Annotated in this window: 27 protein-coding genes; 9 read left to right on the forward strand and 18 right to left on the reverse strand. The window is 48.3% G+C overall.

Going from position 1 to position 25,021, the window contains the following annotated elements; translation table 11 throughout:
* Positions 1-107 precede the first annotated feature (107 nt).
* From IV45_RS06925 to IV45_RS06935, 3 genes are read right to left on the reverse strand one after another with little or no spacing between them, the layout of a single operon-like run.
* The gene (locus IV45_RS06925; RefSeq protein WP_057741986.1) at positions 108-1,094 is read right to left on the reverse strand and encodes a LacI family DNA-binding transcriptional regulator; all 987 of its coding nucleotides are present in this window, start codon (positions 1,092-1,094) and stop codon (positions 108-110) included.
* Positions 1,095-1,107: 13 nt separating this feature from the next.
* Entirely contained in the window at positions 1,108-2,559 is a 1,452-nt protein-coding gene (locus IV45_RS06930) for a UDP-glucose--hexose-1-phosphate uridylyltransferase (protein ID WP_057741991.1), read from the reverse strand.
* 18 nt (positions 2,560-2,577) lie between these two features.
* Positions 2,578-3,744 (reverse strand): galactokinase, encoded by a 1,167-nt coding sequence (locus tag IV45_RS06935; protein ID WP_057741994.1) that lies wholly within the window; start codon positions 3,742-3,744, stop codon positions 2,578-2,580.
* 220 nt (positions 3,745-3,964) lie between these two features.
* On the opposite strand from IV45_RS06935, the gene IV45_RS06940 reads away from it, so the two are divergent.
* Together IV45_RS06940 and IV45_RS06945 are read left to right on the forward strand one after the other, a co-directional pair.
* Positions 3,965-4,753: a tyrosine-protein phosphatase gene (locus IV45_RS06940; RefSeq protein ID WP_057741997.1), complete on the forward strand. Its 789-nt coding sequence runs from the start codon at positions 3,965-3,967 to the stop codon at positions 4,751-4,753.
* A 43-nt stretch (positions 4,754-4,796) separates the two neighbouring features.
* Positions 4,797-5,021, forward strand: coding sequence for a hypothetical protein (locus IV45_RS06945; RefSeq protein ID WP_057742000.1), 225 nt, complete (start codon positions 4,797-4,799; stop codon positions 5,019-5,021).
* Between the two features lie 85 nt (positions 5,022-5,106).
* Here the strand turns inward: IV45_RS06945 and IV45_RS06950 are convergent, their stop codons facing one another.
* Entirely contained in the window at positions 5,107-5,433 is a 327-nt protein-coding gene (locus IV45_RS06950; protein ID WP_057742003.1) for a hypothetical protein, read from the reverse strand.
* Positions 5,434-5,519: 86 nt separating this feature from the next.
* Here IV45_RS06950 and IV45_RS06955 point away from each other — a divergent pair, with 86 nt between their 5' ends.
* Positions 5,520-6,467, forward strand: a complete 948-nt coding sequence (locus IV45_RS06955) for a phosphoglycerate dehydrogenase (RefSeq protein WP_057742006.1) — start codon at positions 5,520-5,522, stop codon at positions 6,465-6,467.
* Positions 6,468-6,471: 4 nt separating this feature from the next.
* Positions 6,472-6,939, forward strand: a complete 468-nt coding sequence (gene greA / locus IV45_RS06960) for a transcription elongation factor GreA (protein ID WP_057742009.1) — start codon at positions 6,472-6,474, stop codon at positions 6,937-6,939.
* A gap of 204 nt (positions 6,940-7,143) precedes the next feature.
* Here the strand turns inward: greA and IV45_RS06965 are convergent, their stop codons facing one another.
* Genes IV45_RS06965 through IV45_RS06995 form a run of 7 tightly spaced genes read right to left on the reverse strand, consistent with a single transcriptional unit; the run spans position 7,144 to position 14,627 of the window.
* The gene (locus IV45_RS06965) at positions 7,144-8,751 is read right to left on the reverse strand and encodes a glycoside hydrolase family 28 protein (protein WP_057742011.1); all 1,608 of its coding nucleotides are present in this window, start codon (positions 8,749-8,751) and stop codon (positions 7,144-7,146) included.
* A 27-nt stretch (positions 8,752-8,778) separates the two neighbouring features.
* A complete protein-coding gene (locus IV45_RS06970; RefSeq protein ID WP_057742014.1) occupies positions 8,779-9,297 on the reverse strand; it encodes an O-acetyl-ADP-ribose deacetylase in 519 nt (172 codons plus the stop codon).
* A gap of 5 nt (positions 9,298-9,302) precedes the next feature.
* Positions 9,303-11,198: a M13 family metallopeptidase gene (locus IV45_RS06975; RefSeq protein ID WP_057742016.1), complete on the reverse strand. Its 1,896-nt coding sequence runs from the start codon at positions 11,196-11,198 to the stop codon at positions 9,303-9,305.
* A gap of 50 nt (positions 11,199-11,248) precedes the next feature.
* Positions 11,249-11,548: a hypothetical protein gene (locus IV45_RS06980; RefSeq protein ID WP_057742019.1), complete on the reverse strand. Its 300-nt coding sequence runs from the start codon at positions 11,546-11,548 to the stop codon at positions 11,249-11,251.
* Complete coding sequence (locus IV45_RS06985; RefSeq protein WP_057742022.1) at positions 11,545-12,828, reverse strand: vWA domain-containing protein; 1,284 nt, start codon at positions 12,826-12,828, stop codon at positions 11,545-11,547. Before IV45_RS06985 ends, IV45_RS06980 begins: the two co-directional genes overlap by 4 nt.
* Before the next feature lie 4 nt (positions 12,829-12,832).
* Complete coding sequence (locus IV45_RS06990) at positions 12,833-13,993, reverse strand: ATP-binding protein (protein ID WP_057742024.1); 1,161 nt, start codon at positions 13,991-13,993, stop codon at positions 12,833-12,835.
* A gap of 4 nt (positions 13,994-13,997) precedes the next feature.
* Positions 13,998-14,627: a DNA-3-methyladenine glycosylase gene (locus IV45_RS06995; protein WP_057742027.1), complete on the reverse strand. Its 630-nt coding sequence runs from the start codon at positions 14,625-14,627 to the stop codon at positions 13,998-14,000.
* Between the two features lie 50 nt (positions 14,628-14,677).
* Between IV45_RS06995 and IV45_RS07000 the strand changes: the two genes are divergently transcribed.
* Complete coding sequence (locus IV45_RS07000) at positions 14,678-15,049, forward strand: DUF488 domain-containing protein (RefSeq protein WP_057742031.1); 372 nt, start codon at positions 14,678-14,680, stop codon at positions 15,047-15,049.
* A 56-nt stretch (positions 15,050-15,105) separates the two neighbouring features.
* Here IV45_RS07000 and IV45_RS07005 read toward each other — a convergent pair whose 3' ends face one another.
* Together IV45_RS07005 and IV45_RS07010 are read right to left on the reverse strand one after the other, a co-directional pair.
* On the reverse strand, positions 15,106-15,432 hold the full coding sequence (locus tag IV45_RS07005) for a DUF7671 family protein (protein WP_057742032.1): 327 nt from the start codon (positions 15,430-15,432) through the stop codon (positions 15,106-15,108).
* Positions 15,432-15,821 (reverse strand): hypothetical protein, encoded by a 390-nt coding sequence (locus IV45_RS07010; RefSeq protein WP_057742035.1) that lies wholly within the window; start codon positions 15,819-15,821, stop codon positions 15,432-15,434. Before IV45_RS07010 ends, IV45_RS07005 begins: the two co-directional genes overlap by 1 nt.
* A gap of 124 nt (positions 15,822-15,945) precedes the next feature.
* On the opposite strand from IV45_RS07010, the gene IV45_RS07015 reads away from it, so the two are divergent.
* The gene (locus IV45_RS07015) at positions 15,946-16,578 is read left to right on the forward strand and encodes an NAD(P)H-hydrate epimerase (protein WP_083487294.1); all 633 of its coding nucleotides are present in this window, start codon (positions 15,946-15,948) and stop codon (positions 16,576-16,578) included.
* An 81-nt stretch (positions 16,579-16,659) separates the two neighbouring features.
* Here the strand turns inward: IV45_RS07015 and efp are convergent, their stop codons facing one another.
* Positions 16,660-17,217, reverse strand: coding sequence for an elongation factor P (efp, locus tag IV45_RS07020; protein ID WP_057742037.1), 558 nt, complete (start codon positions 17,215-17,217; stop codon positions 16,660-16,662).
* 101 nt (positions 17,218-17,318) lie between these two features.
* Positions 17,319-17,942, reverse strand: coding sequence for an LVIS_2131 family protein (locus IV45_RS07025; protein ID WP_057742040.1), 624 nt, complete (start codon positions 17,940-17,942; stop codon positions 17,319-17,321).
* Positions 17,943-18,106: 164 nt separating this feature from the next.
* Between IV45_RS07025 and IV45_RS07030 the strand changes: the two genes are divergently transcribed.
* Positions 18,107-18,295: an LBP_cg2779 family protein gene (locus tag IV45_RS07030; RefSeq protein WP_057742043.1), complete on the forward strand. Its 189-nt coding sequence runs from the start codon at positions 18,107-18,109 to the stop codon at positions 18,293-18,295.
* A 56-nt stretch (positions 18,296-18,351) separates the two neighbouring features.
* Here IV45_RS07030 and IV45_RS07035 read toward each other — a convergent pair whose 3' ends face one another.
* The 3 genes from IV45_RS07035 to IV45_RS07045 form a co-directional block, all read right to left on the reverse strand.
* A complete protein-coding gene (locus tag IV45_RS07035; protein WP_057742430.1) occupies positions 18,352-19,299 on the reverse strand; it encodes a LacI family DNA-binding transcriptional regulator in 948 nt (315 codons plus the stop codon).
* A gap of 132 nt (positions 19,300-19,431) precedes the next feature.
* On the reverse strand, positions 19,432-20,889 hold the full coding sequence (gtfA, locus tag IV45_RS07040) for a sucrose phosphorylase (protein WP_057742045.1): 1,458 nt from the start codon (positions 20,887-20,889) through the stop codon (positions 19,432-19,434).
* A 24-nt stretch (positions 20,890-20,913) separates the two neighbouring features.
* Positions 20,914-22,137: an MFS transporter gene (locus IV45_RS07045; protein ID WP_057742048.1), complete on the reverse strand. Its 1,224-nt coding sequence runs from the start codon at positions 22,135-22,137 to the stop codon at positions 20,914-20,916.
* A 398-nt stretch (positions 22,138-22,535) separates the two neighbouring features.
* Here IV45_RS07045 and IV45_RS07050 point away from each other — a divergent pair, with 398 nt between their 5' ends.
* Both IV45_RS07050 and IV45_RS07055 read left to right on the forward strand, forming a co-directional pair.
* Positions 22,536-24,509: a LysM peptidoglycan-binding domain-containing protein gene (locus tag IV45_RS07050; protein WP_057742050.1), complete on the forward strand. Its 1,974-nt coding sequence runs from the start codon at positions 22,536-22,538 to the stop codon at positions 24,507-24,509.
* A gap of 149 nt (positions 24,510-24,658) precedes the next feature.
* Positions 24,659-24,970 (forward strand): ArsR/SmtB family transcription factor, encoded by a 312-nt coding sequence (locus IV45_RS07055; RefSeq protein WP_057742052.1) that lies wholly within the window; start codon positions 24,659-24,661, stop codon positions 24,968-24,970.
* The last annotated feature ends 51 nt before the right edge of the window (positions 24,971-25,021 follow it).

Genomic DNA, 25,021 nt, shown 5'->3' on the forward strand with positions numbered 1-25,021 from the left:
AGTTTACCCCCCCCTTCACGAGATCAAGCTCATTAACTGCTCATAATTAGACAGTAAAAGGGCTTCTGACGAAATGTCAGAAGCCCTTTTACATCACTTTTAATTCATTAATTAGCAGTGCTTTGCCGCAATTTCAAATTGGTGGCCACTAGCAGACAGTTAGGAAAGTCCTGCGGGTGGCTCAAGCGGTCAACCAGCAGTTGCACCGCCTTACCCGCCATCTGGTCGGTCGGCACGTGCACGCTCGACAGCGGCGGATAAGCAAACTTGGTGACCACCGTGTCGTCGAACGTGATCAACGCCATCTCTTGCGGTACCGCAATCTTTTGCTCATGCAGCCACTTCAGAGCCCCCAAGGCCATGGCATCGTTAGCCACCAAAACGGCATCCAGTTTCGGGAAGCGCCCTTTCAAGCGGGCCATCGCGTCATAACCACTGTCAGTGCGGTAATCACCATACTCCAAGGCGTCCTTGGCTGCCGGATCAAACTGCTGGGCCAGTGAAATAAAGGTTTGGGGACGCGAATCGATTACTTCTTGGTCGTCAGTCGTATATTCCTTACCGGCAATCATCCCAACGTGCTGGTAGTGCTGGAACAAATACTGTCCGGCCTGCATAATGCCGCCAGCAATATCAGGAACGACACAGTCAATGCCCATGGTCAGGGTGTTTTGGTCGATTACCACCATGTGTTCATAGCGGTTATGCAGTTTGCTCAACTGATCCGAACTGAACTTCCCGATGGCGATCAAACCGTCGACCTGACTCGGCAGTTGCGACCATTTGTTGGCAAATGTGGTCGCCGTTTCACAACCCATCTGTTGCGCAGCCCGTTCGACGGACAAACGGATACTCAGATAGTACAGGTCGTTTAATTCCTGCTCCTGTGGATACCACTGCAGGATGGCGATACGCTTGGTGGCCTTAGCCTGACGATGATGCGGTTTCGTGTAGGATAGTTGCTCAGCCAATGATAATACCGACTCGCGGGTGCTTTGACTCACTGACAGACTGCTATCATGGTTCAAAATCCGTGAAACCGTGGCGATTGAAACCCCCGCTTTTTTTGCAATGTCTTTTAATGTAACTGCCACGATTAGAATCCTTTCATAGTTTCTGGATGAATCGCTGCCAACCAGCTTGACCGGCAGCATCATCTTTGAATACACCGGCATCGGCCAAAACATTGGCAAAGACCTGTGCCAGTTCTGCTTGCATCACTTCATCCACGTTGTCGGCGTTAATCTCCCGCTTGCTGGCCACAGCTTTCGCCCATGGCAAATGAGCTTCACTGATCTGATTGGGCTGCTTCAGCCAGAAGCGTTTAACCTGTACCAGCTCATCCTTTAGCCGCGCTGGTAGAATGGCCCGACCCATTACTTCAATCAAGCCAATGTTTTCCTTCTTGATATGCCAGTATTGAGCATGCGGGTGAAAAATACCGAGTGGATAGTCTTCATTAGTATTATTATCCCGCAAAACAAGGTCCAGAACAAACTTTTCGTGGTCGCGATGCATGATGGGGGTAACGGTATGATGACGGGTGCCATTCTTTTCCGCAATCAACTGTAACTGCGGATCGCTGTAGTGGTCCCAGCTATTGATGATGTGCGCGCCCAGGTTGATCAATGCCGTCGTGTCCGTGCTGATCAAGCGCAGGTCGCTCATCGGCCAGTCAACGATGCCGGCTTCTACCTGCGGATATTCTTTAAACGTCAACGCTTCTTTGATTGGCGCCTTCATCATTGGAAATACATGCCGGCCGCCCTGGTAGTGTTCGTGTGACAACAATGAACCACCCACGATGGGCAGGTCTGCGTTGCTGCCGACGAAGTATTGGGGAAACATTTTCTCAATTTCGACCAGGTTAACCAAAGTCTGCTGGTTAATCTGCATTGGTTCGTGCTTGGCATCCAGAAAAATACAGTGCTCATTGAAGTAGGCATATGGTGAATACTGCAGGCCCCACTGATGGCCGCCCAAAGTCAGGCGGATAATCCGGTGATTGCTGCGCGCTGCATGGCCCAGCCGTCCCAGGTAGCCTTCGTTTTCCATGCACAAAACACACTGCGGATACTGCTTGTCCTTATTGTGTGCCGCGGCGGCGATGGCCTTGGGATCCTTTTCCGGTTTGGACAGGTTGATCGTAATTTCCAGTTCGTTGCCACCTTGGACCTTGTGTTTGAAGACCACATTCTTCTTGATGGCACTTACCTTAACGTAATCGTTGTTGGTGCAGAGCCGGTAGAACCAATCCGTTGCCAGCTGCGGTGATTGTTCATACTTTTCCCAGAACAAGCGATTAACGGTGGACGGCAGCGGGGTCAACAAATCATACAGTTGATCATTTAAAATCTCTTTAGCCGTTGGACCGTCTTCGATCTTGCCCCGCTTAACTGCCAATTCAACCAGTTGTGCAACCAGCGGCTCATCGTCTTTTGCTTGCACATCTTCGTCACCAACCAGTGAACGAACTTTGTTAGCGACATAAATCTTGTCTAACGGCTGAAAGCGGCCGCTCCGGATTGCTTTTTCGGTAAATTGCTCAATTAATTGCATACCAATCGTCCTTTTCTTCTATAACTGGTGCGAACCATCAACAATTTCGGCGTCATAAAAACTGGCCGCATAACCGATCTTCTGTTGGTAAACTTTACCAACCGCCTGTTTGAAGGCTTCGGCAGCGTCCTTCTTAACAATTGCAATGGCGCTCCCAGCAAAGCCGCCACCAATCATCCGGGCACCTAAGCAGGATGGCTGCTGCCATGCGGCTTCGGCCAAGGTGTCGAGCTCTTTGCCTGAAACTTCGTAATCATAATGCAGCGATACATGCGATGCCGAAATCAACCGGCCCAATTTGTCCAAATCGCCAGCCTGCATGGCCTTAGCAGCCTCCATCGTCCGCCGATCTTCCATGACCACATGGCGGGTCCGCCGCAGCAACACATCATCATTCAATAGGTATGAGTACTCATCAAATTGTTCCAAGCTCAATTGGGCCAAGGCGGTGATCCCTAGCTTTGTTTGCAATTTAGTCAATGCTTTTTGGCACTGATTAACTCGCTCGTTGTAGGCCGAGCCAGCCAGTGAATGCTTTTTGTTGGTGCTCATGATGACAATCTCATAGTCACCCAAAACAAGGGGCCGGTATTCATATTGCAAGGTTTCGCAGTTTAATAAAATGGCATTGTCTTTTTTACTCATTCCGACGGCAAACTGATCCATGATCCCGGAATTCAAGCCTACGAAGTCGTTTTCCGTCTTTTGACCCAGTTTTACTAACTCAACTGGTTCAATCTGCAAGTGGAATTCCGTCTTCAAGACAATCCCCATTAACATTTCGATCGATGCCGACGACGACAAGCCTGCACCATAAGGCAATCCGCCATTAATGTAAAGGTTGAAACCATGGTTGATTTGGTAGCCCTTCTGTCGTAAGTAAACCAGCATGCCCTTCAAATAGTTGGCCCAGACCTTGTCATTAGCTGTTTCTGGCAACTGGTCATCAACTTTAAATGTGACCACGCTGCCGTGCATATTAGCCGAGTACAGTTCAACCCGGTCGTCATTGCGCGGCCCAAAAACACCGTAAGTGCCTAAACTGATTGCACACGGAAAAGCATGGCCACCATTGTAGTCCAAGTGTTCACCAATCAAATTAATACGGCCAGGAGAGAAAAAAACGTCTTTCCCCGGACAATTAAACGCCCTTTCGAATTCTGCTAATAATTCTTGTTTTTTCATGATTGCCTCCTGCGCCCTGCATATCTGTTTGAGTAAAGTTTTACTAAAATCTATTGTACTTTTTACTTTTCCGTCAGTCAATAGAGCGCTTTCATATAAGTAAAAATAATTGAAGTAAAATTCATTGAAGATGAAACCCTTTGCTAACTCACTGAGTGCTGGCAATCTTTTGCGCCCAGTAATTAGAAACTGCTACAATTAAGAGAAAGGATGTGATTAAATGGCCCACGAACGAATTATCCCACTGCGTGAAACCAATAATTTCCGTGACTTAGGCGGTTACCAGACGAAAGACGGTCGGTCCGTTTGTTGGCACCGTATCTACCGTGCCGATGACCTCAGCAAATTAGCCAGCGATGACCAAGCCAAGATGCTCAAGTTACGGATTAAGGAAGACATTGATTTACGCTCGCATGAAGAATGCAGCCAGCAGTCAGACAGAATTCCTGACCAAATTCGCTATATCTTCAATCCAGTTTTTCGCCATGACGAAACCCAATCCACTGATGTTTGGGCCGAACTGGAGAAGAAAATGAAAAAGGAGCCCTTTGTTGGTAAGCAGCAAATGATCAAGGCCTATGCCAACATGGTCAATACCAGCAACGCTCGCAAGGCATTCCAGCGGCTGTTTGAACACTTGCTTTCATTGAAAACTGACGATGCCCTTGTCTTCCACGGCACCGCTGGGAAAGACCGAACCGGTTTCTCAGCCTACCTGATTTTGTCAGCTTTGGGCGTCGATCAACAGACAATCATCAAGGACTACATGTTAACTAATACCGCCCTCATGAACTACCTGCATGGGCAAACGGCTGCCCTGCGTGCCGGCCACCACAATGAAACCGAAATTGCTAACTATACCGCTTTATGGACCGCTGATAAAGCATACCTGCGTTCAGCCATCCAAGCATTAAAAGATAACTATGGTGACTTGATGGGCTTCTTGACTGAGGGTCTGCACCTATCAGCCAATGATATCAACGATTTGAAAAAGATGTATTTGCAATAAAGATGGCATTGGTTCACTATGAACCTTAAAGGGAGAGATTCTTATGGAAACACGCATTTTCTTTAATCCAGGTGACTCAGTTGCCAACATTCACGACTACAACGAAGCCGTCCGGACTGGACAAATTTTCAAGAAGGAACGGAAAGTCAGTGACCTGGTAATCGCTAAGGGCAAGGATGACAGTGAATACGCTATTTTCTATGCCAAGGACCAATTACCGGCTGACCACGAAAAGTCAAAGCCTTATGAAGTAAAAAAGCGCCTGTAACCTATTCACATTCTTAACGACACAAAAATAAGCCCAATGCTTGCTGTCCAAGTATTGGGCTTATTTTTAATTTCCCGGGAAATAATTACCGACCGCCAACAATACGAGCAGCCTCATCTTCTAGCCGTTCAACCAGCTCGTCGGCGTTTTGCTTGAAGTCAGCAACGAAATCCTGCTTCAACGGTTTAACGATTCCGACTTCCTTACCCATGATGTCAGTAACTCGCAGATTCTTGCCTGACCAGGCAACATCATCATAGTGGCCTTCCAATGCCTCGTCCATGAAGGCCTGCATGATATCCAAAACCGCTTGCGTAATGACCTGATCCTCATCTAAATGTTTGCCATGCACTCCTGCCCGGGCAATTTTCATTGCAACATCTTCCATGTTTTCAGGAATTTCTACACTCATTGTTGCTTGCTCCTTCACGTTGAATTTCAACTACCATCATAGCATAATGAAGCTGCAAGGCCTTACAGAAGGGAGCGACTTTAACAATGAAACAAACCGTTTTGATTCCACAAGACTTCGAAGCTGGTGCTACGAAATCACTGGTTGATGCTGGGCTGGATGTCGTAACCGTCGACAAGCTCACTGACCAAATAATGCTTGATCACGCAGACACACTGGTGGGTGCGGTGGTTCACCTCGAGAAAATCGATCCGGCAGTGTTTAAGCAACTGCCTCACTTGAAGATCTTGGCCAGAACTGGTGTTGGCTATGAAAACGTCGATGACAAATCGGCCGCAGAGAATGGCATCTATGTCACCATTACACCAAAAGCCAATTTCCGGACAGTGACCGAAGCCATCCTAGGTGCCATGCTGATGCTATCTCGCAACACCTTGCAGCGCATGGAACTGATGAAGGATGGCGACTGGAAAGCTGGGCGCAAGAAGACCGGCTATAGTCTCTTTGGCCAGACTCTCGGGATCATCGGTTATGGCCGGATCGGTCAGGAACTGGCAAAGTGTGCTCACGCTTTAGGCATGAACATTCTTTATAACAACGGCCGTCACCATAAACAGTCTGACATCGGTCAAAGTGTTAGCCTGGAAGATCTGTTGCGTCAATCTGACTATGTTTCACTAAACGTTCCCGTGACCGACGAAACGGTGAACATGATCAATGCCCATACCTTAAGCCTAATGAAGCCCACTGCTGCACTGATCAACTATGGTCGTGGTAAGTTGATTGACACCGACGCATTAGTAACGGCATTATCTACCGGCAAACTGCGCTGTGCAGCGTTGGACTCGTTTGATCCAGAACCACTGCCAATGGACAGCCCTCTGCGGAAACTGGATAACGTGATGCTCACCCCACACCTTGGTGGTGCAACCATCGATGCCATGATCCGGGGATGCCGGGATGCAGCTTCTGAAATCATCCGCGTTGCCCAAGGTAAAAAACCGCTGTGGGCTGTTAACCAACCAAAGGAATGATTAAATGCGCAAAATTTACTATCAAAAAATGACGCCGACCGGTTATCAGCAAATCAAAGATCAGATTGCCGCTTTACAAAAAGAGCGACCGACACGAATCGCCCGCTTAAAAGCCGCCCGTGCACTGGGGGACCTATCGGAAAATACCGAATACAGCACCGCCAAACGTGAGCTGCGGCACTTGGAAAGTCGTTTGCGTTATTTGAACAAGCAAATCACCTATGCCCAAGTGATTAAAAATGATCAGTCCGATCAAATCGACCTTGGTTCAACCGTCACCATTGAATTTGACGATGATCATTCACAAGCAACCTATATTGTGGTTGGCAAGCATGAAGCCGACCTTGCCCAAAACAAGCTAGCCTTTGATTCACCGTTAGGACAAGCATTGATGGGCCAAAGTGCTGGTAGTACTGTTGCTGTTCAGTCTCCCAACGGCAGCTATAATGTGACCATCAAAAAAGTGAAATAAGTTTTTTAACGATGAAACATTGATCTTGATCAAAAGACCTAAATGATAAGCATGGTCAGACGTTCGTGCAAATTATGTACTACCTGCCCCTGAAATATTGGCCAGTTAAACTCAATAAGTACGGTACTAGTTTGATCAACATAAACAAATAAGCTCCAGTGTTCGGAATTTTCTGAACACTGGAGCTTTTCTTATTGTTTAGTTTTAATTGATGCGGAAGCCTTGTGTGTCGGGTCCCACTTGCAGGTTAAGTTGGCCGTGTTCGACCGTGACGTGATCGAGGCAGACATCCGCACAGCGATCGAATGAGCAAAGACTGCTACCGTGAGCCAAGGAAACATTTTGAATCAATAAATCAGTGATGGGGCTCGCCACATCGTGATCCTTAAAACCAATCACTTCGATGGCTTTGCCAAAAGCGTCAATCGGGTTCCCCATCACGTCTTTTTGATGGGTATTTCCAGTAATCCGACTATTGGTAAGTTTCAAGCGTTTGAAGACTGGCAGTTCCTTAGCGGCTTGACCATCCGCATTGTAGTTAACGCTATGAGCGAAGAAACTGTCTATCTGACAATGGTCAACCGTGAAGTCATCAACCCCACCGCCACGCTCATTGCTGGCTTTGAGTTCGATACCAAAATCGGTGTCGTGGATCAAGCAATCATGAACGATGACATGTGAAACACCCGCTGACTCCTCAGTGCCGATCGCCATTCCGTGGCCGCCAAGCATTTGCAGGTTAAAGATCTCAACATCACTAGTCGGGATCGCCACCTGGTTGCCTTCAGGATTCTTCCCCGACTTAATCGCAATACAATCATCGCCGGTATCGAAAGTAGCACCAAAAATGAGGACGTGGCTGCAGGAATCCGGATCAATTCCATCACCATTGTCGATCCCTACCGAATTGATGTGAACCGAATCAACCGTGATATGTTGCGAGTAAATCAAGTGCAGCGTCCAGCAAGGCGGATTTTGCAGTTGAACATCTTGCAGGTCGATGCCGTCAGTCTGGATGACATTGATCAAGCGTCCCCGCACCCGGCGACCAGTAATGTTGTCTGATATATATTGAGGATATCTTTTGGTGTCGGTGAAGTAACTTTCCATTGCGTCACCGAGTTGGCTGCCACCGCCACGAATAATGCCCTGGCCACAGATACGGACATCGCGACAGGTCATCGTTGACCGCTGCTCGCGATCCAAATGCCCAACGTTGATTAATGAACGGAAGCATTTCATCTCCCAGCCCTCATAGCGTGTCCAAATCAGATCATCGAGGTCAATGCCTTGGCTCCGATCTTTTTGGGGATTGCGGATGTAGTCAAAGGGATCGGTACTGGCAATCAATTGGCCGTCGACTTGCAGAGTCATGTGGGAGTGCAAATCCAACGCCCCGCTGATAATGCTTAATCCTTGTGGAATCAAAACGGTGCCGCCATCAGGGCAGTCATCAATGGCGCGTTGCAAGTTGACCGTCTGCACGGTCTGACCACTGCTTAAATTGTATGGTGCTTGGCTTACGTCCAATACTTTACCCTTTGCCAAGGTCTTGAACTCTTGGGTGGCCTGCAGCTGGCGGCCGTTTTGTAAGTAGGCCGTTAAGGTAACTGTGTACTTCGTCGTCGCTGTCAGCTTGGTGAGTTCATAGTAATAACGGTTGTTAGCCACCTGCACGGCCGGTTGACCGCCCCATTGCAAGGTAAAGTGATCAACAGCTTGTTCCGGACGTGACCAAACCATGGTTGCCTGCTGGCTGGTTAAACTGTTATAAGCAATCCGTAAGTTTAATTGACCATCCGTATTTCCCATTGTCATCGCTTCTTTCTTTGATTGAACCTATTGAATTCCCAGCTGTTGGTATGCCTGCTGGTAAGCCGCCAGTGTTTGGCTATCGAAGCAGACCATGAAGACCGTTTGCACTGACTTACTCGTTTGCAAAAAATCCTTAATCGTCGTCAACGCCACCTGTGCGGCAGCATCGAGGGGGTAGGAATAAACACCGGTGCTAATTGACGGAAAGGCGACCGTCTCACACTGATTTTGCTCTGCCAACTGTAAGCTGTTGAAGTAGCTATTGTGGAGCAGAGAACTTTCACCATGATTACCACCATGCCAAACCGGGCCCGGTGTGTGGATGACGTAGCGCGCTGGCAAACGAAATCCCGGCGTGATCCGTGCCTCTCCGGTATTGCATCCGTGAAAACGCGCGCAGGCGATGTCCAGCTCCGGACCAGCCGCCCGGTGAATGGCACCATCAACTCCACCCCCGCCACGCAAAGTCGTATTGGCGGCGTTGACAATCGCGTCCACTTTCATCTTAGTAATGTCACCCTGCACAACTTTAATCATTTTCATAATGATCACCAGATGTTAACCCGGTCGGCCGGTGCCTTCCACATGCCGTCGCCTTCCTGAATGTTGAAGGTCTTAAAGAATTCTGCCAAGTTCTGCACTTGCACATTTGCCCGCAGCTTGTTTGGTGCGTGCACATCAATCGACAAGAGCAGTTGCATATACTGGGTCGTGGCCTTCATCCGCCAGATCCGGGCCCAGTTGATGAAGAATTCGCGGCCAGAATAATCGCTTTCGCCCTGGGCAGCTGCCAAAGCACAGGAAAGACCACCAGCATCCGCAATGTTTTCGGAAACGGTCAATTTACCGTTAACCTTTTGCCCTGCAAATGGCAGCCCATCGAACTCCTTGATCATCTTCTGTGACAACTGTTTGAAGTGCTTCCGGTCTTCATCGGTCCACCAGTTGTTGAGGTTCCCGTATTCGTCGAACAGGGCCCCGTTGTTGTCGAAGGCGTGCGAAATTTCGTGGGCAATTACGGCACCGATACCGCCGTAGTTCTCACTGCTGCTCTGCTTCAGGCTGTAGAATGGCGCCTGCAGGATGGCGGCTGGGAAGACGATGATGTTCTTGAACGGGTGGTAGTAGGCGTTCACAGTGGCAGCACTCATCTCCCACCGGGTCCGGTCAACGGGCTTGCCGAAGCGGCTGAAAGTTTCTTCTGTGGCGACCCGGTCCATTACGCACACGTTAGCGAGCAGCGTCTTCGAAGGATCGGTGTGCAGGTGGTTATACAAGTCAGGAATCCGGTCTGGATAACCAACTTGGACGCCCAGGTGCTGCAACTTAACAATGGCTTGATCACGAGTGGCCTTGGACAGCCAATCATTGTTGGCGAGACGGCCTTCATAGATCTTAACCATCTGGTGCACCATGTGTTCAACATCCGCTTTGGCTTGCGGGCCAAAGTATTTCTTCCCATAGTATTCACCAATGACCTGGCTAAACATGCCCCGAGTCAGGTAGAAAGCAAACTTACGGTGGTTGACGGCCTTCTTGCTGCCGGACAGCGCACGACCGTATTGGCCACCCAAAATCCGGATCTCATCAGTCAGCAGGCTGGAGCAGCTGTTGACCTCATTAACCAGCAGCCAATTCTTGAACAGGTCAAAGTGATCCTGCAAAATACCATTCAGCGCCTGCATGTACTTTGGTTCAGTAACGATTACCTTTTCGGGATTGGTCTTGATCAATCCCTTAACCACCTGGGCCAGGTCCAATTGATCCGTGTGCTGACAAAATGCCGCGAAGGTCTCCGGATTGTACATCTTGCTGTAGTCTGCTGATTCCTCGGCACTCTTCACGTGCGGTACCAACAAAGCATCAAAGGCTACTGTGTCCTTCACCATTTTGGCAGCTGTTGTCTGATCAAAGCTGACCTTGACTAGCAATTGCGTCGTCAGTTGTGACCATAATTTGAGGAGTTGCGGACCTTGCTCGTTCTTTGGATCGTAGTAGCTCTTGTCGGGCAGGATCAAGCCTGGTGCACCCACAAATAAGGCATAGACCCGTGCATTCTTCATGTCCGCGTCGATGTCGAAGGATACCGGTGATGCAAAATTGTCCAAAACCAATTCAGCCCACTGCTTGCTGTAATCCGCATAAGAATTCAACTGCTGAATCGTCTGCAAGCGATCCATTAACGGTTGGGTCCCCTCTTGGTCACGACGGTCAAAGTCCTTGGCCAGTTGATAGAGCTTCACTGCTTCCTGCATCCGGGAATCTTCCGGCTGTGACTTGATCATCTCGTCTAAGTCATTCATCAGCAGTTTGTCGATGTCGTCGACCAGGTCGTTGAAGCCACCGGTAGCCGGTTTGTCTTCCGGGATCTTGGCCGTCTTCAACCATTCGCCGTTAACTGCTTGGTAAAGGTCGTCATGAATTGCTTTTTCGTTAATTGCCATGTTTGTCTCCTTAATCTTGTTTCTCAACCAAAATGTTTCACGTGAAACACTTAGCCTGCAAACGGTGCTAATAACTCATCGCGCCCGTTGTTTGAAAACCAGCGGCCGTGGTGGGCCAGTAATTGGCTAACGTCGCGATAATTACCCAAGTCCAACCGTCCGCGCACCAACTGGCTATCCTGCAAAGCCCGTGCAAAACGGACATCTTCCGGTTCAACCGGGTGTCGGTAAAGCGCATTGGGATCTTCATTCCAGTTCAGCCATAACAATTGACAGGCGCGTTCGTACTCAGGGCTGTGAGTAAGGGCCTCAATCAAGTATTGCGGCCCCAGTAATGGTTTACTATTCATTTTACTCTCCTTAGGTGCATGACATTAGTGGAAATATTCTTAACTGAAAGTGGCGAGTCGGTGGTGAGCAGCCACAAAACGTTGCCAAAGCCATGGTTGTCGATTTGCTCATCACCCCAGCCATCGGTCAAAATCAGCACCGGCGTATTCTTGGCCAGTTTCTTGGCTTGCAGGTAGTCAAAGATTGGCTGGTAACTGGTGCCACCGCCGCCCTGCCGCAGGTTGACTAAGTGATCGCTCGGTCGTTGCAAACGTTGTGCCTTGCCTTGAATTGCCGCGTCAAACGCCACAACCTCAACCTGGGTATCTAGTTGGGCCACTAAACGGCAACACAGGTTTAATAGCCCCTTGACCATCGCATCGGGCATCGAACCGGACTGATCGACGAAAACGTAGAGGCGGCTCACATATTTTGTTATCTGTCCTGGTAATTCCAATCGCAGGGGCTGTTGCCGGTTAAACCGGGCACGGGAGTCCTGCTTGCCATTGGGGATTACCCCAAGCATCCGCCGAATGGCCGCGTTGACTGGCAGTTGAACTTCCGTCATAGTGGACCCTAACGTCTGACGAACACTTTGGGGCAGTAATCCCCGCTGCTTTTCAGTGAGGGTGGAAAAGCTGCCTTTGACGATCTTCTTCAACTGCGCCGTCCGCAGCAGGTCATTAACAACCCCTTTGCTCTGCCAGCCAGCATGAGTCTCCAAGGGGCCTTTTATTGAGCGACCATCACTTTTGCTTTGTGTCTGCCTGCTAGCCTGCAAGTTTTCAGCAACCTGCTTTTGTTGTTTGGCGGGCAGCTCAATCAATTTGCGTCGGTAATAAGCCGAGGATTGCTGCGCCTGGAACCGGGTATGGGTCACCTGCTCCAGTGTCGACAAGGTCATTGTCCCTCGGGGTGGCTCATCAAGATATTGGTTGACGGCCACATCACAGGCAGCGGCCGTCAGCTCCTGATGGTCAGCATTGGCATAGCGCAACGGGTGCTGCCACAAAACGTGGTAAGCCTCGTGGCAGAGCAGGCTCGCGATCTCGTCGGAGCGTAGGTCACCCAGTTGATTGAAGTTCACTTGCAGGGTTAACTGATCGTTGTCCCAGACCAGTGCTGCAATGGCCCGGCTGGTTGGAGCGAATTGCCGCGGTAGGCGCATGAGAATTTCACCCAGTAAACGCTGGTCAGCGAGAATGCTCCCGACCGTGCGTGAGATCACTTGCTGGGCCAGTTCAGCGGAAGGTGACCGCCGCAGCTGAGTTAAAATGCTGAATAATTCCGCATCGCTCATGGGCCTACTCCTGAACCGCAATCTGGCTCAATAAACGATAGAACTTTTCGGCTGCCTGGTTGTCGGATGCCGCCCGATACAGGTCACGCAAGCTTTCCGGGTGGTCATTGGCGATCTTGCCCAATGTCTGCCCCAGCGCATATTGGCCATCAGGGCTCAACAAGGTAAATAGTGCCGGCATTTTGGCAATCATTCCTGGATCCGTAAAAATTTGCGGCCCACATTGGTTAACCAATTTTTGCAGCTGGGCCAGCCGTTCACCCTCACTCAACTTTTGTAAGGCTGCACTGATTTCATCGACTGACTGTTGCATAAAGTCCTCCTGCTGCAAACCGGCCCCCTTAAGAACAAAGGTGGCAAAATCCGTTCCCGTTTCCACTCCGAGGTCGCCGCTAAACACATCTGGCATCAGTTGGTGTTGGTCGCTCGATGGTAATTTTTGCAGCTGACGGAGGTTCTGGGAAACCCGCTGCCAGGCCCGCGGGGTAGGCCCCAGGTCGGTCGCCGGGTGATCTAGTTGATCCGGATGGGCCTGCAAGTATTCAATGACTAACGGCGCAATCCGCTGCTGACCGTTTTCGACTTGTTTTGCCCAAAGCAACCAATCACTCAATGATGACTGCATTACCAGCCTTACCGTCCGATCCTTGATTGCCGCATCGGCGGGCGTGACCGCATAATTACTCTCGTTGAAGCCCTCCATACTGCTGTCCGGATTTTCTGCAATGATGATGTGCACCTGATCCGGCAAATGCAGGCTGTTGACTTGCCGCTGCAGAACCACATTCATTAGCTCGCTCTGCACCGCTGACGTCCCCCGATTAAATTCGTCCAGAAACCAGATGATGGCTTGTTCTGGGTGTGCTTCAGCATTCTTGACGATCTCAACCAGCGTCTGCGAGTAACCGAATTGAACGTTGGCCAGGGTTCCATATTGGCTAGTCTTAACAAAGGCCTCATCCCTTAACGGTGGCACCGGAATGGATAGGTCCCCCTTTTCGGCCAAGCTCACCACCGTCGTAAACAAGTGGGCATGCATCTGGCGGGCCAAATCACTCACCAAAGCGGACTTACCAATGCCCGCCGTCCCCACGATATTGGGCACATTGCCGGCCTGCACAACGGCTAAAGCGGCTTTTAACATTGCACGATAACTTAAGGCCATCTGCTTACCTCCATCCGTGTGTTTCTAAATCACTATCTCGCTTACGCATCCCGGACACATATGGATTGCCAGCCACATAGAAACGGTTTAAGGCTTTGCCATCTTTCTGTTTCAGATTAACGCCAATCCGTGGACTTACCGCAATCTGCTTCGGTGTTCGCCGTTGGTCCAATTCAATTTTGAGCGGCGACTTTTCCATAGGTTGACCATCCATCGCCCGAGATTGAACCCCCAGCGCCATCATCAGCTTGCCGGGGCCGTTACTAATTGCCACCCCGGTTTGCGAACGATTCTGCTTCATCAAAGGAAGGTTGATGGCCGGTTCAATGGCCCGCAAAAGGATTCCTTGTGGTTCGCCTTGATCCTGTACCACAATGTCCACGCAATAGTGCGAACGAATCTGGTAGATGTAGAGGTCGCCAGGATTGCCATACAGGGACTTCGAATAATTGGTGTGCCGTCCGCCGTAAGCATGTGAGGCCGTATCATTCACACCCAGGTAGGCTTCGGTTTCAACGATCCAGCCGCCAACTTTGCCCTTGGGTCCGTCATAGACGAGCATCCGCCCCAAAAGATCCTGGGCAATCTCTTTGGTTGGCCGTTTGGTAAAAAACTGTTGGTACGTTGTTAACACTTGTTTTCCTCCTTGATAATTTCTATGATAGACCTAATCAATAAAAGGGGATGTTCTCGTTGGCAATCAAACTAGAACGAATTTATACAAAACCGGCTGACTTAGATGGTTATCGGATCCTCGTTGACCGTTTGTGGCCGCGGGGGATTTCTAAAGTTAACGCCCACCTTGATTTATGGTTGAAGGAAGTTGGACCAAGTACTGAATTAAGAAAATGGTTCAACCATGACGCTGACAAGTTTCCCGAATTTCAGAAGCGGTACTTGCAAGAATTGAAGACCAATGAGGCTTATTCGCAACTCTTAAGCACCGTCAAAGAGCAATTGACTAAGGGTAATGTTATTCTCCTATACGGGGCAAAGGATCCCGAACATAACCAAGCCGTCATTTTACAAAAGCAATTAACAAAAGATCTCAAATAATAAAAGAGGAGCATGTTTTCAGTCGCTTAGATAACCTTGGCTGAATTCCTGCTCCTCTATTTATTTTGCTGCCAAATTGCCTGACCCTTTTTTAATAAGGAAGGATCGGCCTGCGCCGTTAATAGTCGTTGGCAGGGTGTTTCTTGATGACGATCTTTGAAAGCCATTGGTTCAGCACCGACAATCATTACCGTTAGATTATTCTCCGTCAGCAATAGTTGACCGGGGCCACGATAATGTCCCTTGGTGTGCTTGCCAATTCGCCAGGTATGGATCTTGCTTTGACCCTCGGCATCGCCCTTTAATTGCCAGTTGCCAGAGGGATCATTTTGAACTGGCAGGCCATAAAACTTAAGTACTTTGTATTGGTTTTTCTTGCTCATTATGCGGCCACCATGGATGCAGTTAAATTCTTCAACAAGCGGTAGAAGTAGCCTTCTTGCATGGCCTGAGCCCACATACCCTGCTGCATGTCTTCTTCGTCAATAATCAATGAAATCATCGCTTGTGTGACCGTTGGATCGTCAGTCAGAATAACGTCACCGACCGTTGCGTGGTTCAACTTAGGCTTAATGCCATGCATCCGCAACGTCCGCCGATAATGCCGGTCAAAACACGAACTCACCTTGTAGTCATGGGCAAATTGAATCATCTGCGGATCGTAAAGTGGATAACCGGCACGAATCAAGCCATCTTCTGGCCGCCGCGTGGTCCATTTGATACGACGATTAATCATCTTCTTGAAATATGGCAAGTATTCTGCAAAATCCATCTGATCACCCCTTTGTTAACCACCTCTAGTTTACTTGATTGACCAGGGACTGTCACGAAAATGCGCTCAGTTTCTAGGCTTCACCGTGTTATTATGAAAACAAAAATATTAAGAGGGTGTCTTCTTGGAAAAAATTGTAACGGCTGCCGAAATGAAGCAGCTTGACAGTCATACCATCAACACTATTGGTATTCCTTCATTGGTATTAATGGAAAGAGCCGCGCTGGCGGTGCGTGACGAAATCTTAACCGCCTTCCCCTTGAATCAGGATCACGTGGTCGTCGTTGCCGGCAACGGCAATAACGGCGGTGATGGATTGGCAGTTGCCCGCCTGTTGAAGATTGCCGGCCTGCCAGTCACCATCGTCAACGTTGGCAATCCCGACCATGCTTCAGAAGAACACAAGACCCAGGCCCATATTTGTGATTACTACAAGATCCCGACCACCACGGATTTGAGTGTCTTGAACGATGCCACCCTGATCGTGGACGCTATCTTTGGCATTGGGATCAACCGTCCAGTTGCCGGCCATTATCAGGATGTCATCAAGGCCATCAACGAAGCCAAAGCCCCAGTAGTCGCCGTCGACATGCCGTCTGGTTTAAATACCGATACCGGCGAAGTGATGGGGATCGCCGTTAAAGCCGCCACGACCGTCACCTTTGCTTACAACAAGAAAGGCCTGACCACAGCCAATGGTCATCAATATGGTGGCCGGATCATCATCGCCAACGACATGGGTACTTACGACCTGTAATTGGGAAAAGATTGCCTTCCGGTCACGGCGTAAAAAAAGAGCTGCTAGCGAATTGCTAGCAGCTCTTTTATTGTTTGATGATTAAGCACGTGACTTGTAAGCACCATCAGCAGTGTTGACAATGATCTTGTCACCGTTTTTGATGAATGCTGGGACGTTAACAACCAAGCCCGTGTTGGTAGTAGCTGGCTTGCCACCGCCATCGATCGTTGCACCCTTGATTTCAGGCTGCGTGTCCGTAACTTCCAGGGTAACAGTAGCTGGTAATTCAATACCAACGATTTCACCGTTAACAAATTCCAGGGTTACGTTCATGTTTTCAACCAGGTACTTACGTTCTTCACTGATCTGGCTGTGAGCTAAGCTGTATTGATCGTAGTTTTCCAGGTCCATGAAGACGGAGCTGTCACCTTCATCGTACAGGTATTGAGCGTTACGCTTGTCAACGTCAACCTGTTCAACCTTTTCGGAAGGACGCATCGTGGTGTGGACGATAGAACCAGAACGAATGTCTTGGATATCCATCTGCATCAAAGTGTTACCTTTACCTGGCTTGTGGTGGTTGATCTGCAATACCCGGAGCAGCTTTTCGCCGCGCTTGAAGACCATACCCTTCTTCAAATCAATAGTTTGAATCATTATACTTACTCCTTCGTTACGAAACTTGCTTCTGTTCGTGAAAACAGCCGCATACAGATTAATTATATCATGCTAATGCGTTGATTTCACCGCTTTTGTGATCATCTATTCATGTGGATCATATTGGCAGCTGGTACCCGAATCAAGGTGTATTGATCAGCAGTGCGACCGACCCGAACACCAAGGCCATTGATAGGAGTGTTGCGGTAACGAATCGTCATCACTGCCGCGAACGCATGGCCGCTGCGTGAATCCAAGCGTGCCAATTCCTTCTTGTTCCACGGATAAGCCCCAGCTGCACTACTCAGATAGTGGTCGCTAACGGCTACTGTCCCGTATTTAGAATTGGTCGTGTTTCGTGAATTCTTGGTCCAATAAGTATAGGTGATGACTGCACGCTTGCCACCCTTATTCCGGTCAGCCCGAACATAGTAGTAGCCGTTTTTGACGCTGCCTAACACTAACGGATGGTAGCTAGTGTGGATGCTTACCTGGCTTTCGTCATCAACTGAGACCGTACGGAACCATGAGAAGTAACTCATTGCCCCTAACCATACAACAGCAACGATCATCAGGATAACGTAACGTGTAAACAAACCCTTATCAAAGCGGCGTTTTTCTTTAGCAATCAGCATCAATTGCTTGACCCGAATGTAGTGGAAAACCCAGGCTAAGAAGGCAATGCCGCCGATCCATAGCAGCCAGCCTAACCAGTTCCAGTTCATACTAATCTTCTCCTATCCCTTAACGGTGTTAAACCTAATAATATTAATTGTAACACACTGCCTGATCCGCCTCCTGCAACTTTTCATTCGCCTTTTAGTGGTGAACAGGTATAATGGTAGATGAGTGTTTTTTCTGCATAATAATTGTGAAGGAGGATGTTTTCATGGACGAAGGTAACAACCTTTCAATGGACATCATTAATTTTGAAAAGGACCACGACTTAACCGACAACGAGGTTGCATTCGGCAGCCAGTTATCTGTTGAACGGGTACACGACATCAAGTCCCAGGCCAGCACTGCCACTAGTGAAGAAGAAGGCTTACTGCGGCGTTTCATGAAGGCGCAAGGTTAATCACCAACATGGCTTGAAGATAAAAAAGATTCCTAGCAAATGCTAGGAATCTTTTTTTACATTTCCGGATAGTGGAAAGTTACTTTCAATTGCTGTGGCTGCACCTCTGCCTGCGGATCTTTAATCTTAGCCATTAAGGTTTTGATCAGTTCATCTGCAATCGCGCCAATCGGTTGAATAACGGTCGGCAGACTAGGTTCGGTTGCCAAAATCACTTTTGTTCCATCATAACCGGTGACCACAAAGTCTTCGTTAATTTTCTTGCCATGCTTGACGCCAACGTTGCGAATCATCAGTGCCTGCAGATCATTGGTGGCAATTACCCCATCATATTCCCCGGGAAATACTTCATCAAAATTCGTATGTTTCCGGTCAAGGGGTGTGTAGGTGATGTGTTTCTGGCTTAGATAATCAATGGCCCCCTGCACACGATTCAGCGTTGGTGAAACCGAGGTATCTTCATCAATCATGACGGCAACATGCCGGGCACCCTTTTTCACGACATACTGTGCGGATAATTGACCGCCGTGATATGAATCAGCAGCTACGATGGGCACGTTATCGGCCAGGTAACGGTCAAAGGACACGATCGGTGATGATAATTGCTGGTATTCACGGATACCCAAATTATGTGAACCAGAAATGATCCCGTCCACTTGGTTGGCCATCAGCATACCCAGATAATCGTGCTCGATCTCTTCATTCTGTGCCGATGAAGCAATGATGGTTTTGTAACCCTTCTTGAACAGCTTGTACTCCAAACTGTTGATCAACTCAGCGTAGAAAGGATTGGTAATGTTTGGGAAAATCAAGCCGATGAACTTGGATGGTTTCCCCTGCATTGCTCGCGCCAGTGCGTTAGGCTGATAATTCAATTTTCGCATCGCTTCATGGACTTTTTTGATTGTACGTTCACTGAGCGATCCGTAGTTGTTGATTACCCGGGAAACCGTCGTGACCGACACACCTGCCAATTCAGCAACGTCTTTTAGTTTTACTACCATCTTCATAAACCCCATTTGTGAATTATTCTTATTATAATCCACTCGTCCAAATTGCAATAGTGGCTGAGCGCGAAAAAAGAGAGTGTGTCTTGAAGGCACGACCCTCTTGCATACTCTCAGTTTCGTAAGTGTTTAGTTTTGTTCCATAACCACTTCGCCGTTAGCGGTGATCTTAAAGGTCTTGTTAGCGGCATCTGCTTCTAAGACAGCCTTGTTCTTGCCATCCTTGTCAGTCCGGGTAATCTTGATGGTCGTTTCACTTGGCGTCTGCACATCGATACTCCCATCCAGATCAAAGGCAGCAAACTTGTTGCGCCATGACAGCAACTTCAGCAGGTTGGCAACCACTGGACGCTGAACTTCCTTGGCCACTTCTTCCTTAGTGTAGTAGTGACGGTTGATGTTCCGGCCTTCCTTGGTCTTTTCCAGCAATTCAAGGTCGTTTGAACCAGCCAGCAGACCAACGTAGTAAACCATTGGAATCCCAGGAGCAAAGATCTGGAATGCACGGGCCAGCAAGTAGGACTTGTCGTTGTCACCCAAAGCAGAGTAGTAAGTCGAGTTGATCTGGTAGATGTCCAGGTTGTGGTATTCAGCGCTGGAGTACTTCCGCTTAACGTTGGCGCCGACCTTGTACAGTTCATTAGAAGCGTACTTGATTTCGTCGTCAGTCAGGATGTCCTTGGCATCAACAACCCCGATCCCATCGTGCGTATCCAGGGTCGTGAACTGCTTCATTGGGGACATCTTCAGCCAGTGAGCCAGCCGGTTGGTCTTGCCAGAGTACAGGGTGTACAGAGTCGTCATTGGCAAGGTGAAGTCGTAAATGAAGAAACCGTGCTTGGAGATCTTTTGCGGAATCGTGTAGTGTTCGTGAATTTCTGGCAGGATCACTGCATCGTATGGCTTCAGAATATCTTGGATCTTGTTCAGCAGGTCCCAGATTTCGGGTTCAACGAAGAAGTCATTCGTGTCAACCTTTTTAACGGCGTAAGCGAAGGCGTCCAAACGAATCATGTCGGCACCGTGCTTAACCATGTCAACCAAGGTCTGCTTGAAGAATTCGTTAGCCACCTTGGACTTAACGTTAATGTCGATTTGCTGATCACCAAACGTGTTCCACAGGTGTTCCTTCGTGCCGTCAGCAAAGTCAATTTCTTGTTCTGGTGCCTTGTCTTTACGCTTGTAGATCATATCGATGTCTTTTTGCGTTGGACGATTTTTGCCGGCCTTTTCCCAGAACTTTTCCCAACGAATGAAGAAGTCGCTGTACTTTGAGGCATCGTGGTTCTTCTGGAAGTCTTGGTACATCACTGACTTCTTGGAGATGTGGTTGATCATGAAGTCAAACATCAGGTAGTAATCTTCACCCAGTGATTCAACATCAGACCAGTCACCAAATTGAGAATCAACAACGTCATAACGATATGGAGCAAAACCACGGTCACCCGTTGACGGGAAGAATGGCAACAGGTGTACACCGCCAATTGCGTCGCCAATGTACTTATTTAAGACTTCGTGTGTTTCCTTAATGTTCTTACCCATTGAATCAGAGTAGGTAATCAGCATTGCTTTATTTTGAATAGGCATAATGTTTCCTCCTAAATGGTTAGATTATTTTGCGTGATGAGTACGACGAGCAATACAAATGATCAATGCGATGACTAACAAGCCAATTCCGTAAACCAGGAATGGGGCGGCCAAGCCAAAACCACTCATTGGTGCGTGCATCAGGTGGTTAGTCCATTCGGCAATCGTTGGTGAGAAGAAGGCACCAAAGTTAAAGCCGATCAAAACCATTGAAGTTACCAATGGCTGGCGCTTGGCCGGTGCCAAATCCGGCAGCAGGTTAAAAATCAATGGCGAAACCAGCTGAAGTGGGAAGCCGATCAGCAACAGACCAATGACCAGCAGCCAGAATTGATCGCCGGCAAAGTAGAATAAGAAGTTTGATAAGGCCATCAAACCTAAGCCCAGGTAAACCGTGCCAAAGCCCAAACGTTTTTGAATCGAGCCATAGAACAAACCACCCAGCGTGGCCCCAATCAGCATTAATGATAAGAAGTTGGATGAACCGGTGTAGTTGGCACCGTTGATGGTAACGGCCAAGCCAGGGAAACGGTTTTCCATTCCGACATAGTCAACCACTAATAGGAAGGCAAACAAAACCAGTAAGTAGACCACCGGACTTGTTTTCTTGATCGGGTCTTCCTCAAAGTCTTCCACCGTTTCGTCGACATCTTCCTCGACCTCTTTTTCAGCGGCCGGACTCTTTGCATCGTCTGGTACCCGGACACCAAAGAAGACCAGGGCAACGAACGCTAAGATGTAAACCAAGAATGATGCGTGCCAGCCAGCCACACTCAGCAATAGACCAGCGATGAACAAGGTGGTTGCTTGACCGATTTGTTCGGCAGCGGCCCGCCAACCAAGCATCTGAGCCCGGGTGGTACCTTCATACCAAACTGAAATCATTGAAATGGCCTGTGAGTTGTACAAACCAAATCCGGCCCCCAACAGCAGCCGTGACCCTAAAATGATCGGGAAGCTGTGGATAGGGAAGAATGGTACCAACCCCATGACACCAACAACCGTGACCCCTGCCATGATCATCTTCTTGTCAGAAATGTGGAACCACCGCTGTAAAAATGGTGATAAAACCACAAAGATCATTACGGCAAATGATGGCGTGGTGGCCATGTATTCCGACTGCGTCTGCGTGATCGCGAGTGATGCTTTTAATTGGGGCAAAGCACTCTGGACCGCATAAGCACTCGTTAACATGAATGAAACCGACAAGAAAGCCAGTTTCGTAATTATTGAATTCTTATTCTGCATAACTAAAACCTCAAATAACTTAGAAACAAATTCTCCAGACTGACGGCAGCGCCTTCAATCGGATAAAAATTTATCATTTAAAACGCAAATTGTCAAACGTTTATCAAAATTTCTTGTAACATTTTTGATGCGCTTTCAAATAGCTTAATTGCAGCTTTTGACTCTGTTAGACACAAACTGATCATCAGTCATGTTTTGGGTTCAAAAAGCAACAGTTTGTGGCCTCTTTTCAACCTATTAATCAATTGAAAATAATTGGGCGATTTTTGATAAAAATCTTTGCACCGAAATGTAAACAATGATAGTTTTGAATTGTTTAAGATCTTACGAAATTATTAAGATCGTTAAAATTTTGCAACTATTTAATCAAGCAATTAATTACGAAGGAGTTATGTACAATGTTGAATAATCCATCAAATTCAACCATGCATTACAAAATGTACAAGAGTGGCCGCAAGTGGATGTTTGCCAGTCTCTGTGCCTTAACCCTCTTCACAGCAGGTATGACAACCGCCCATGCTGATGCAGCTAACCAGCAGGGTAACCGTCAGAAGTTAGGGACGGAAAATAACAGTTCTGACAGCTCGCAGCCAACTGTTTTGAAACCTACTGAAAGCAACAGTAATAACGCCAGTGCCAGTGCCGCAAACAGTGCACAGGCAACCGTTGCCACTGTTGCATTTACCAGTGACAGTCAATCAACTACGAGCGCTGCTTCCGACAGCAATTCAAGTGCAAACAGTGCTTCACAGGCCAGTGCTGCATCCGCTGCTAACACTTCAGCTGCCAGCGCAACTAACACCAGCAAGGTAACGACCTTAGTTGGCAAGCACGCGGTGGTTAGTTTTGCTGCCACTACCGCATCAACTCAGGTTAACTTGAACAACCTGCACTTCAGCAACGACGCTCATTCACAGCAGTTTATTGAAAGCGTTGCTCAAGGCGCCATCAATGGTTGGAAAGAATATCGGGTACTGCCATCCGTTACGGTTGCCCAAGCCATTCTGGAAAGTGGCTGGGGTCGTTCAACCCTTTCCACTCAAGCCCACAACCTGTTTGGGATTAAGGGTTCCTACAATGGTCAATACGTTAATATGCCAACTTCAGAATGGTACGGTGGCCGTTACGTAACCATTAACGACAACTTCCGGGCTTATCCAAACAACTCCGCTTCGGTTGAAGACCACGGTCGTTTCTTATACGTCAACAGCCGTTACCACAACCTTTTAGGCGACACCAACTATGCCAGTGTCACTGCTAAGTTACATGCCGATGGTTATGCTACCGCTCCTAACTACGCATCATCACTGAACAGCTTGATTCAGATGTACAACCTGACGCAGTTGGATCACATCGCTTTGTCCGGTTCGACCGCAATCCTGCCAGACCAAAACAATGGCAGCAACGGCACTGTTAACAGCAATTCATCCAACTACTACACTGTACAAAGTGGTGATACTTTATCCGGTATTGCCAGTGCTTACAACACCAGCGTGGCTACTTTGGCCAACATTAACGGTTTGAATGATCCAAACCGCATTTACGTCGGTCAACGTTTGTTAGTTCGGACCGAAAATAGTCAACCTGCTCCGGCTCCAACTCCTGCACCAGCCCCAGCACCAAGCAACACCACTAACAACAATGCTAATGGTACCTACACCGTTCAAAGCGGTGACACCCTATCCAGCATTGCTAGTCGCTTCGGTATTTCTTGGGAGACTCTGGCTCAGATCAACCACTTGAGCAATCCAAACCTGATCTTTGCTGGTCAAGTATTGAAATTAAGCAATACCAGCAACACAAGTCAGCCAAGCAGTTCCACCCACTCAAACCCAACACCAACGGCTCCTGCTGGTGTCAACACCTACACCGTTCAAAGCGGTGACACCTTATCCGGAATCGCTGGCCGGTTTGGTACCAGTTACGAATCACTGGCTAGCATCAACCACATCAGCAATCCAAATCGCATTTATGTTGGTCAAGTGTTGCAGCTGAATAGCCAAGGCCGGGTTAACTACAACTCAAGCAGTCAGGTTAGCCACACAAATACTGGTTCTTACACCGTTAAGAGTGGCGATACGCTGTCAGGCATTGCCAGTCAATACGGCACCAGCTACGAAGCATTGGCCCAATTAAATGGCATCAGCAATCCAAACGAAATTTATGTCGGCCAAGTTCTGCGTCTGGGCGGTTCAAGCAACAGTTACACCAGTTATAGCAACCGTTCCAACGGTCAAAGCTACACCGTCCAAAGCGGCGACACCTTGTCTGGAATTGCTGCCCGTTATGGTTTGGACTGGACTAGTTTAGCCGCCAAGAACGGTCTGCAAAGTCCATACACCATTTACGTTGGTCAACACATTTCCCTGTAATTAATTTTTACAAAGCAAAGAAAATAAGCCGCCAGTAGTGATGGAATGCTGGCGGCTTTTTCTTGTCGACTTTTAATCAAGCTTTCTTTGAAATGCCGAAAACGGTAGCTTATAATTTAACTAGTTACTTTTCAAGAAGGTGCGTCGGCATGATTCAATACCAGCTTTCAAACTTGGATGAGTTGAACTCCGTGAGCAACCTGTTCAAAGTTTTGGGGCATCCCAAACGGCTGCAACTCCTCTACTTATTAATTCAAAACTCGATGACGGTGTCGCAGATTTCACATAGTTTAAATTGGGAGCAGTCTGCCGTTTCACACCAATTACAACTGTTGCGCAAACAGCATTTTGTAACTGCCGTCAGACATGGCAAACAGGTCGTTTACCGCCTCGATAACCCGGTCGTGATGACTTTAATTGCGGATGCTGTTAATAGCCTTAAAAACGATCATATGGCCTAATAAAGGCATGGTCACTAACAAAAAAGGTCCCAGTCTAACACTGGGACCTTT

Source organism: Limosilactobacillus secaliphilus, assembly GCF_001437055.1.
GTDB classification, from domain to species: domain Bacteria; phylum Bacillota; class Bacilli; order Lactobacillales; family Lactobacillaceae; genus Limosilactobacillus; species Limosilactobacillus secaliphilus.

What these genes read in the sequence shown, in the direction of transcription:
- IV45_RS06930 (WP_057741991.1), bottom strand. Translation starts at nt 2,559, where the DNA reads ATGCAATTAATTGAGCAATTTACCGAAAAAGCAATCCGGAGCGGCCGC.
- IV45_RS06935 (WP_057741994.1), bottom strand. Translation starts at nt 3,744, where the DNA reads ATGAAAAAACAAGAATTATTAGCAGAATTCGAAAGGGCGTTTAATTGT.
- IV45_RS06940 (WP_057741997.1), top strand. Translation starts at nt 3,965, where the DNA reads ATGGCCCACGAACGAATTATCCCACTGCGTGAAACCAATAATTTCCGT.
- IV45_RS06945 (WP_057742000.1), top strand. Translation starts at nt 4,797, where the DNA reads ATGGAAACACGCATTTTCTTTAATCCAGGTGACTCAGTTGCCAACATT.
- IV45_RS06950 (WP_057742003.1), bottom strand. Translation starts at nt 5,433, where the DNA reads ATGAGTGTAGAAATTCCTGAAAACATGGAAGATGTTGCAATGAAAATT.
- IV45_RS06955 (WP_057742006.1), top strand. Translation starts at nt 5,520, where the DNA reads ATGAAACAAACCGTTTTGATTCCACAAGACTTCGAAGCTGGTGCTACG.
- greA (WP_057742009.1), top strand. Translation starts at nt 6,472, where the DNA reads ATGCGCAAAATTTACTATCAAAAAATGACGCCGACCGGTTATCAGCAA.
- IV45_RS06965 (WP_057742011.1), bottom strand. Translation starts at nt 8,751, where the DNA reads ATGGGAAATACGGATGGTCAATTAAACTTACGGATTGCTTATAACAGT.
- IV45_RS06970 (WP_057742014.1), bottom strand. Translation starts at nt 9,297, where the DNA reads ATGAAAATGATTAAAGTTGTGCAGGGTGACATTACTAAGATGAAAGTG.
- IV45_RS06975 (WP_057742016.1), bottom strand. Translation starts at nt 11,198, where the DNA reads ATGGCAATTAACGAAAAAGCAATTCATGACGACCTTTACCAAGCAGTT.
- IV45_RS06980 (WP_057742019.1), bottom strand. Translation starts at nt 11,548, where the DNA reads ATGAATAGTAAACCATTACTGGGGCCGCAATACTTGATTGAGGCCCTT.
- IV45_RS06985 (WP_057742022.1), bottom strand. Translation starts at nt 12,828, where the DNA reads ATGAGCGATGCGGAATTATTCAGCATTTTAACTCAGCTGCGGCGGTCA.
- IV45_RS06990 (WP_057742024.1), bottom strand. Translation starts at nt 13,993, where the DNA reads ATGGCCTTAAGTTATCGTGCAATGTTAAAAGCCGCTTTAGCCGTTGTG.
- IV45_RS07000 (WP_057742031.1), top strand. Translation starts at nt 14,678, where the DNA reads ATGTTCTCGTTGGCAATCAAACTAGAACGAATTTATACAAAACCGGCT.
- IV45_RS07005 (WP_057742032.1), bottom strand. Translation starts at nt 15,432, where the DNA reads ATGAGCAAGAAAAACCAATACAAAGTACTTAAGTTTTATGGCCTGCCA.
- IV45_RS07010 (WP_057742035.1), bottom strand. Translation starts at nt 15,821, where the DNA reads ATGGATTTTGCAGAATACTTGCCATATTTCAAGAAGATGATTAATCGT.
- efp (WP_057742037.1), bottom strand. Translation starts at nt 17,217, where the DNA reads ATGATTCAAACTATTGATTTGAAGAAGGGTATGGTCTTCAAGCGCGGC.
- IV45_RS07025 (WP_057742040.1), bottom strand. Translation starts at nt 17,942, where the DNA reads ATGAACTGGAACTGGTTAGGCTGGCTGCTATGGATCGGCGGCATTGCC.
- IV45_RS07030 (WP_057742043.1), top strand. Translation starts at nt 18,107, where the DNA reads ATGGACGAAGGTAACAACCTTTCAATGGACATCATTAATTTTGAAAAG.
- IV45_RS07035 (WP_057742430.1), bottom strand. Translation starts at nt 19,299, where the DNA reads ATGGTAGTAAAACTAAAAGACGTTGCTGAATTGGCAGGTGTGTCGGTC.
- gtfA (WP_057742045.1), bottom strand. Translation starts at nt 20,889, where the DNA reads ATGCCTATTCAAAATAAAGCAATGCTGATTACCTACTCTGATTCAATG.
- IV45_RS07045 (WP_057742048.1), bottom strand. Translation starts at nt 22,137, where the DNA reads ATGCAGAATAAGAATTCAATAATTACGAAACTGGCTTTCTTGTCGGTT.
- IV45_RS07050 (WP_057742050.1), top strand. Translation starts at nt 22,536, where the DNA reads ATGTTGAATAATCCATCAAATTCAACCATGCATTACAAAATGTACAAG.
- IV45_RS07055 (WP_057742052.1), top strand. Translation starts at nt 24,659, where the DNA reads ATGATTCAATACCAGCTTTCAAACTTGGATGAGTTGAACTCCGTGAGC.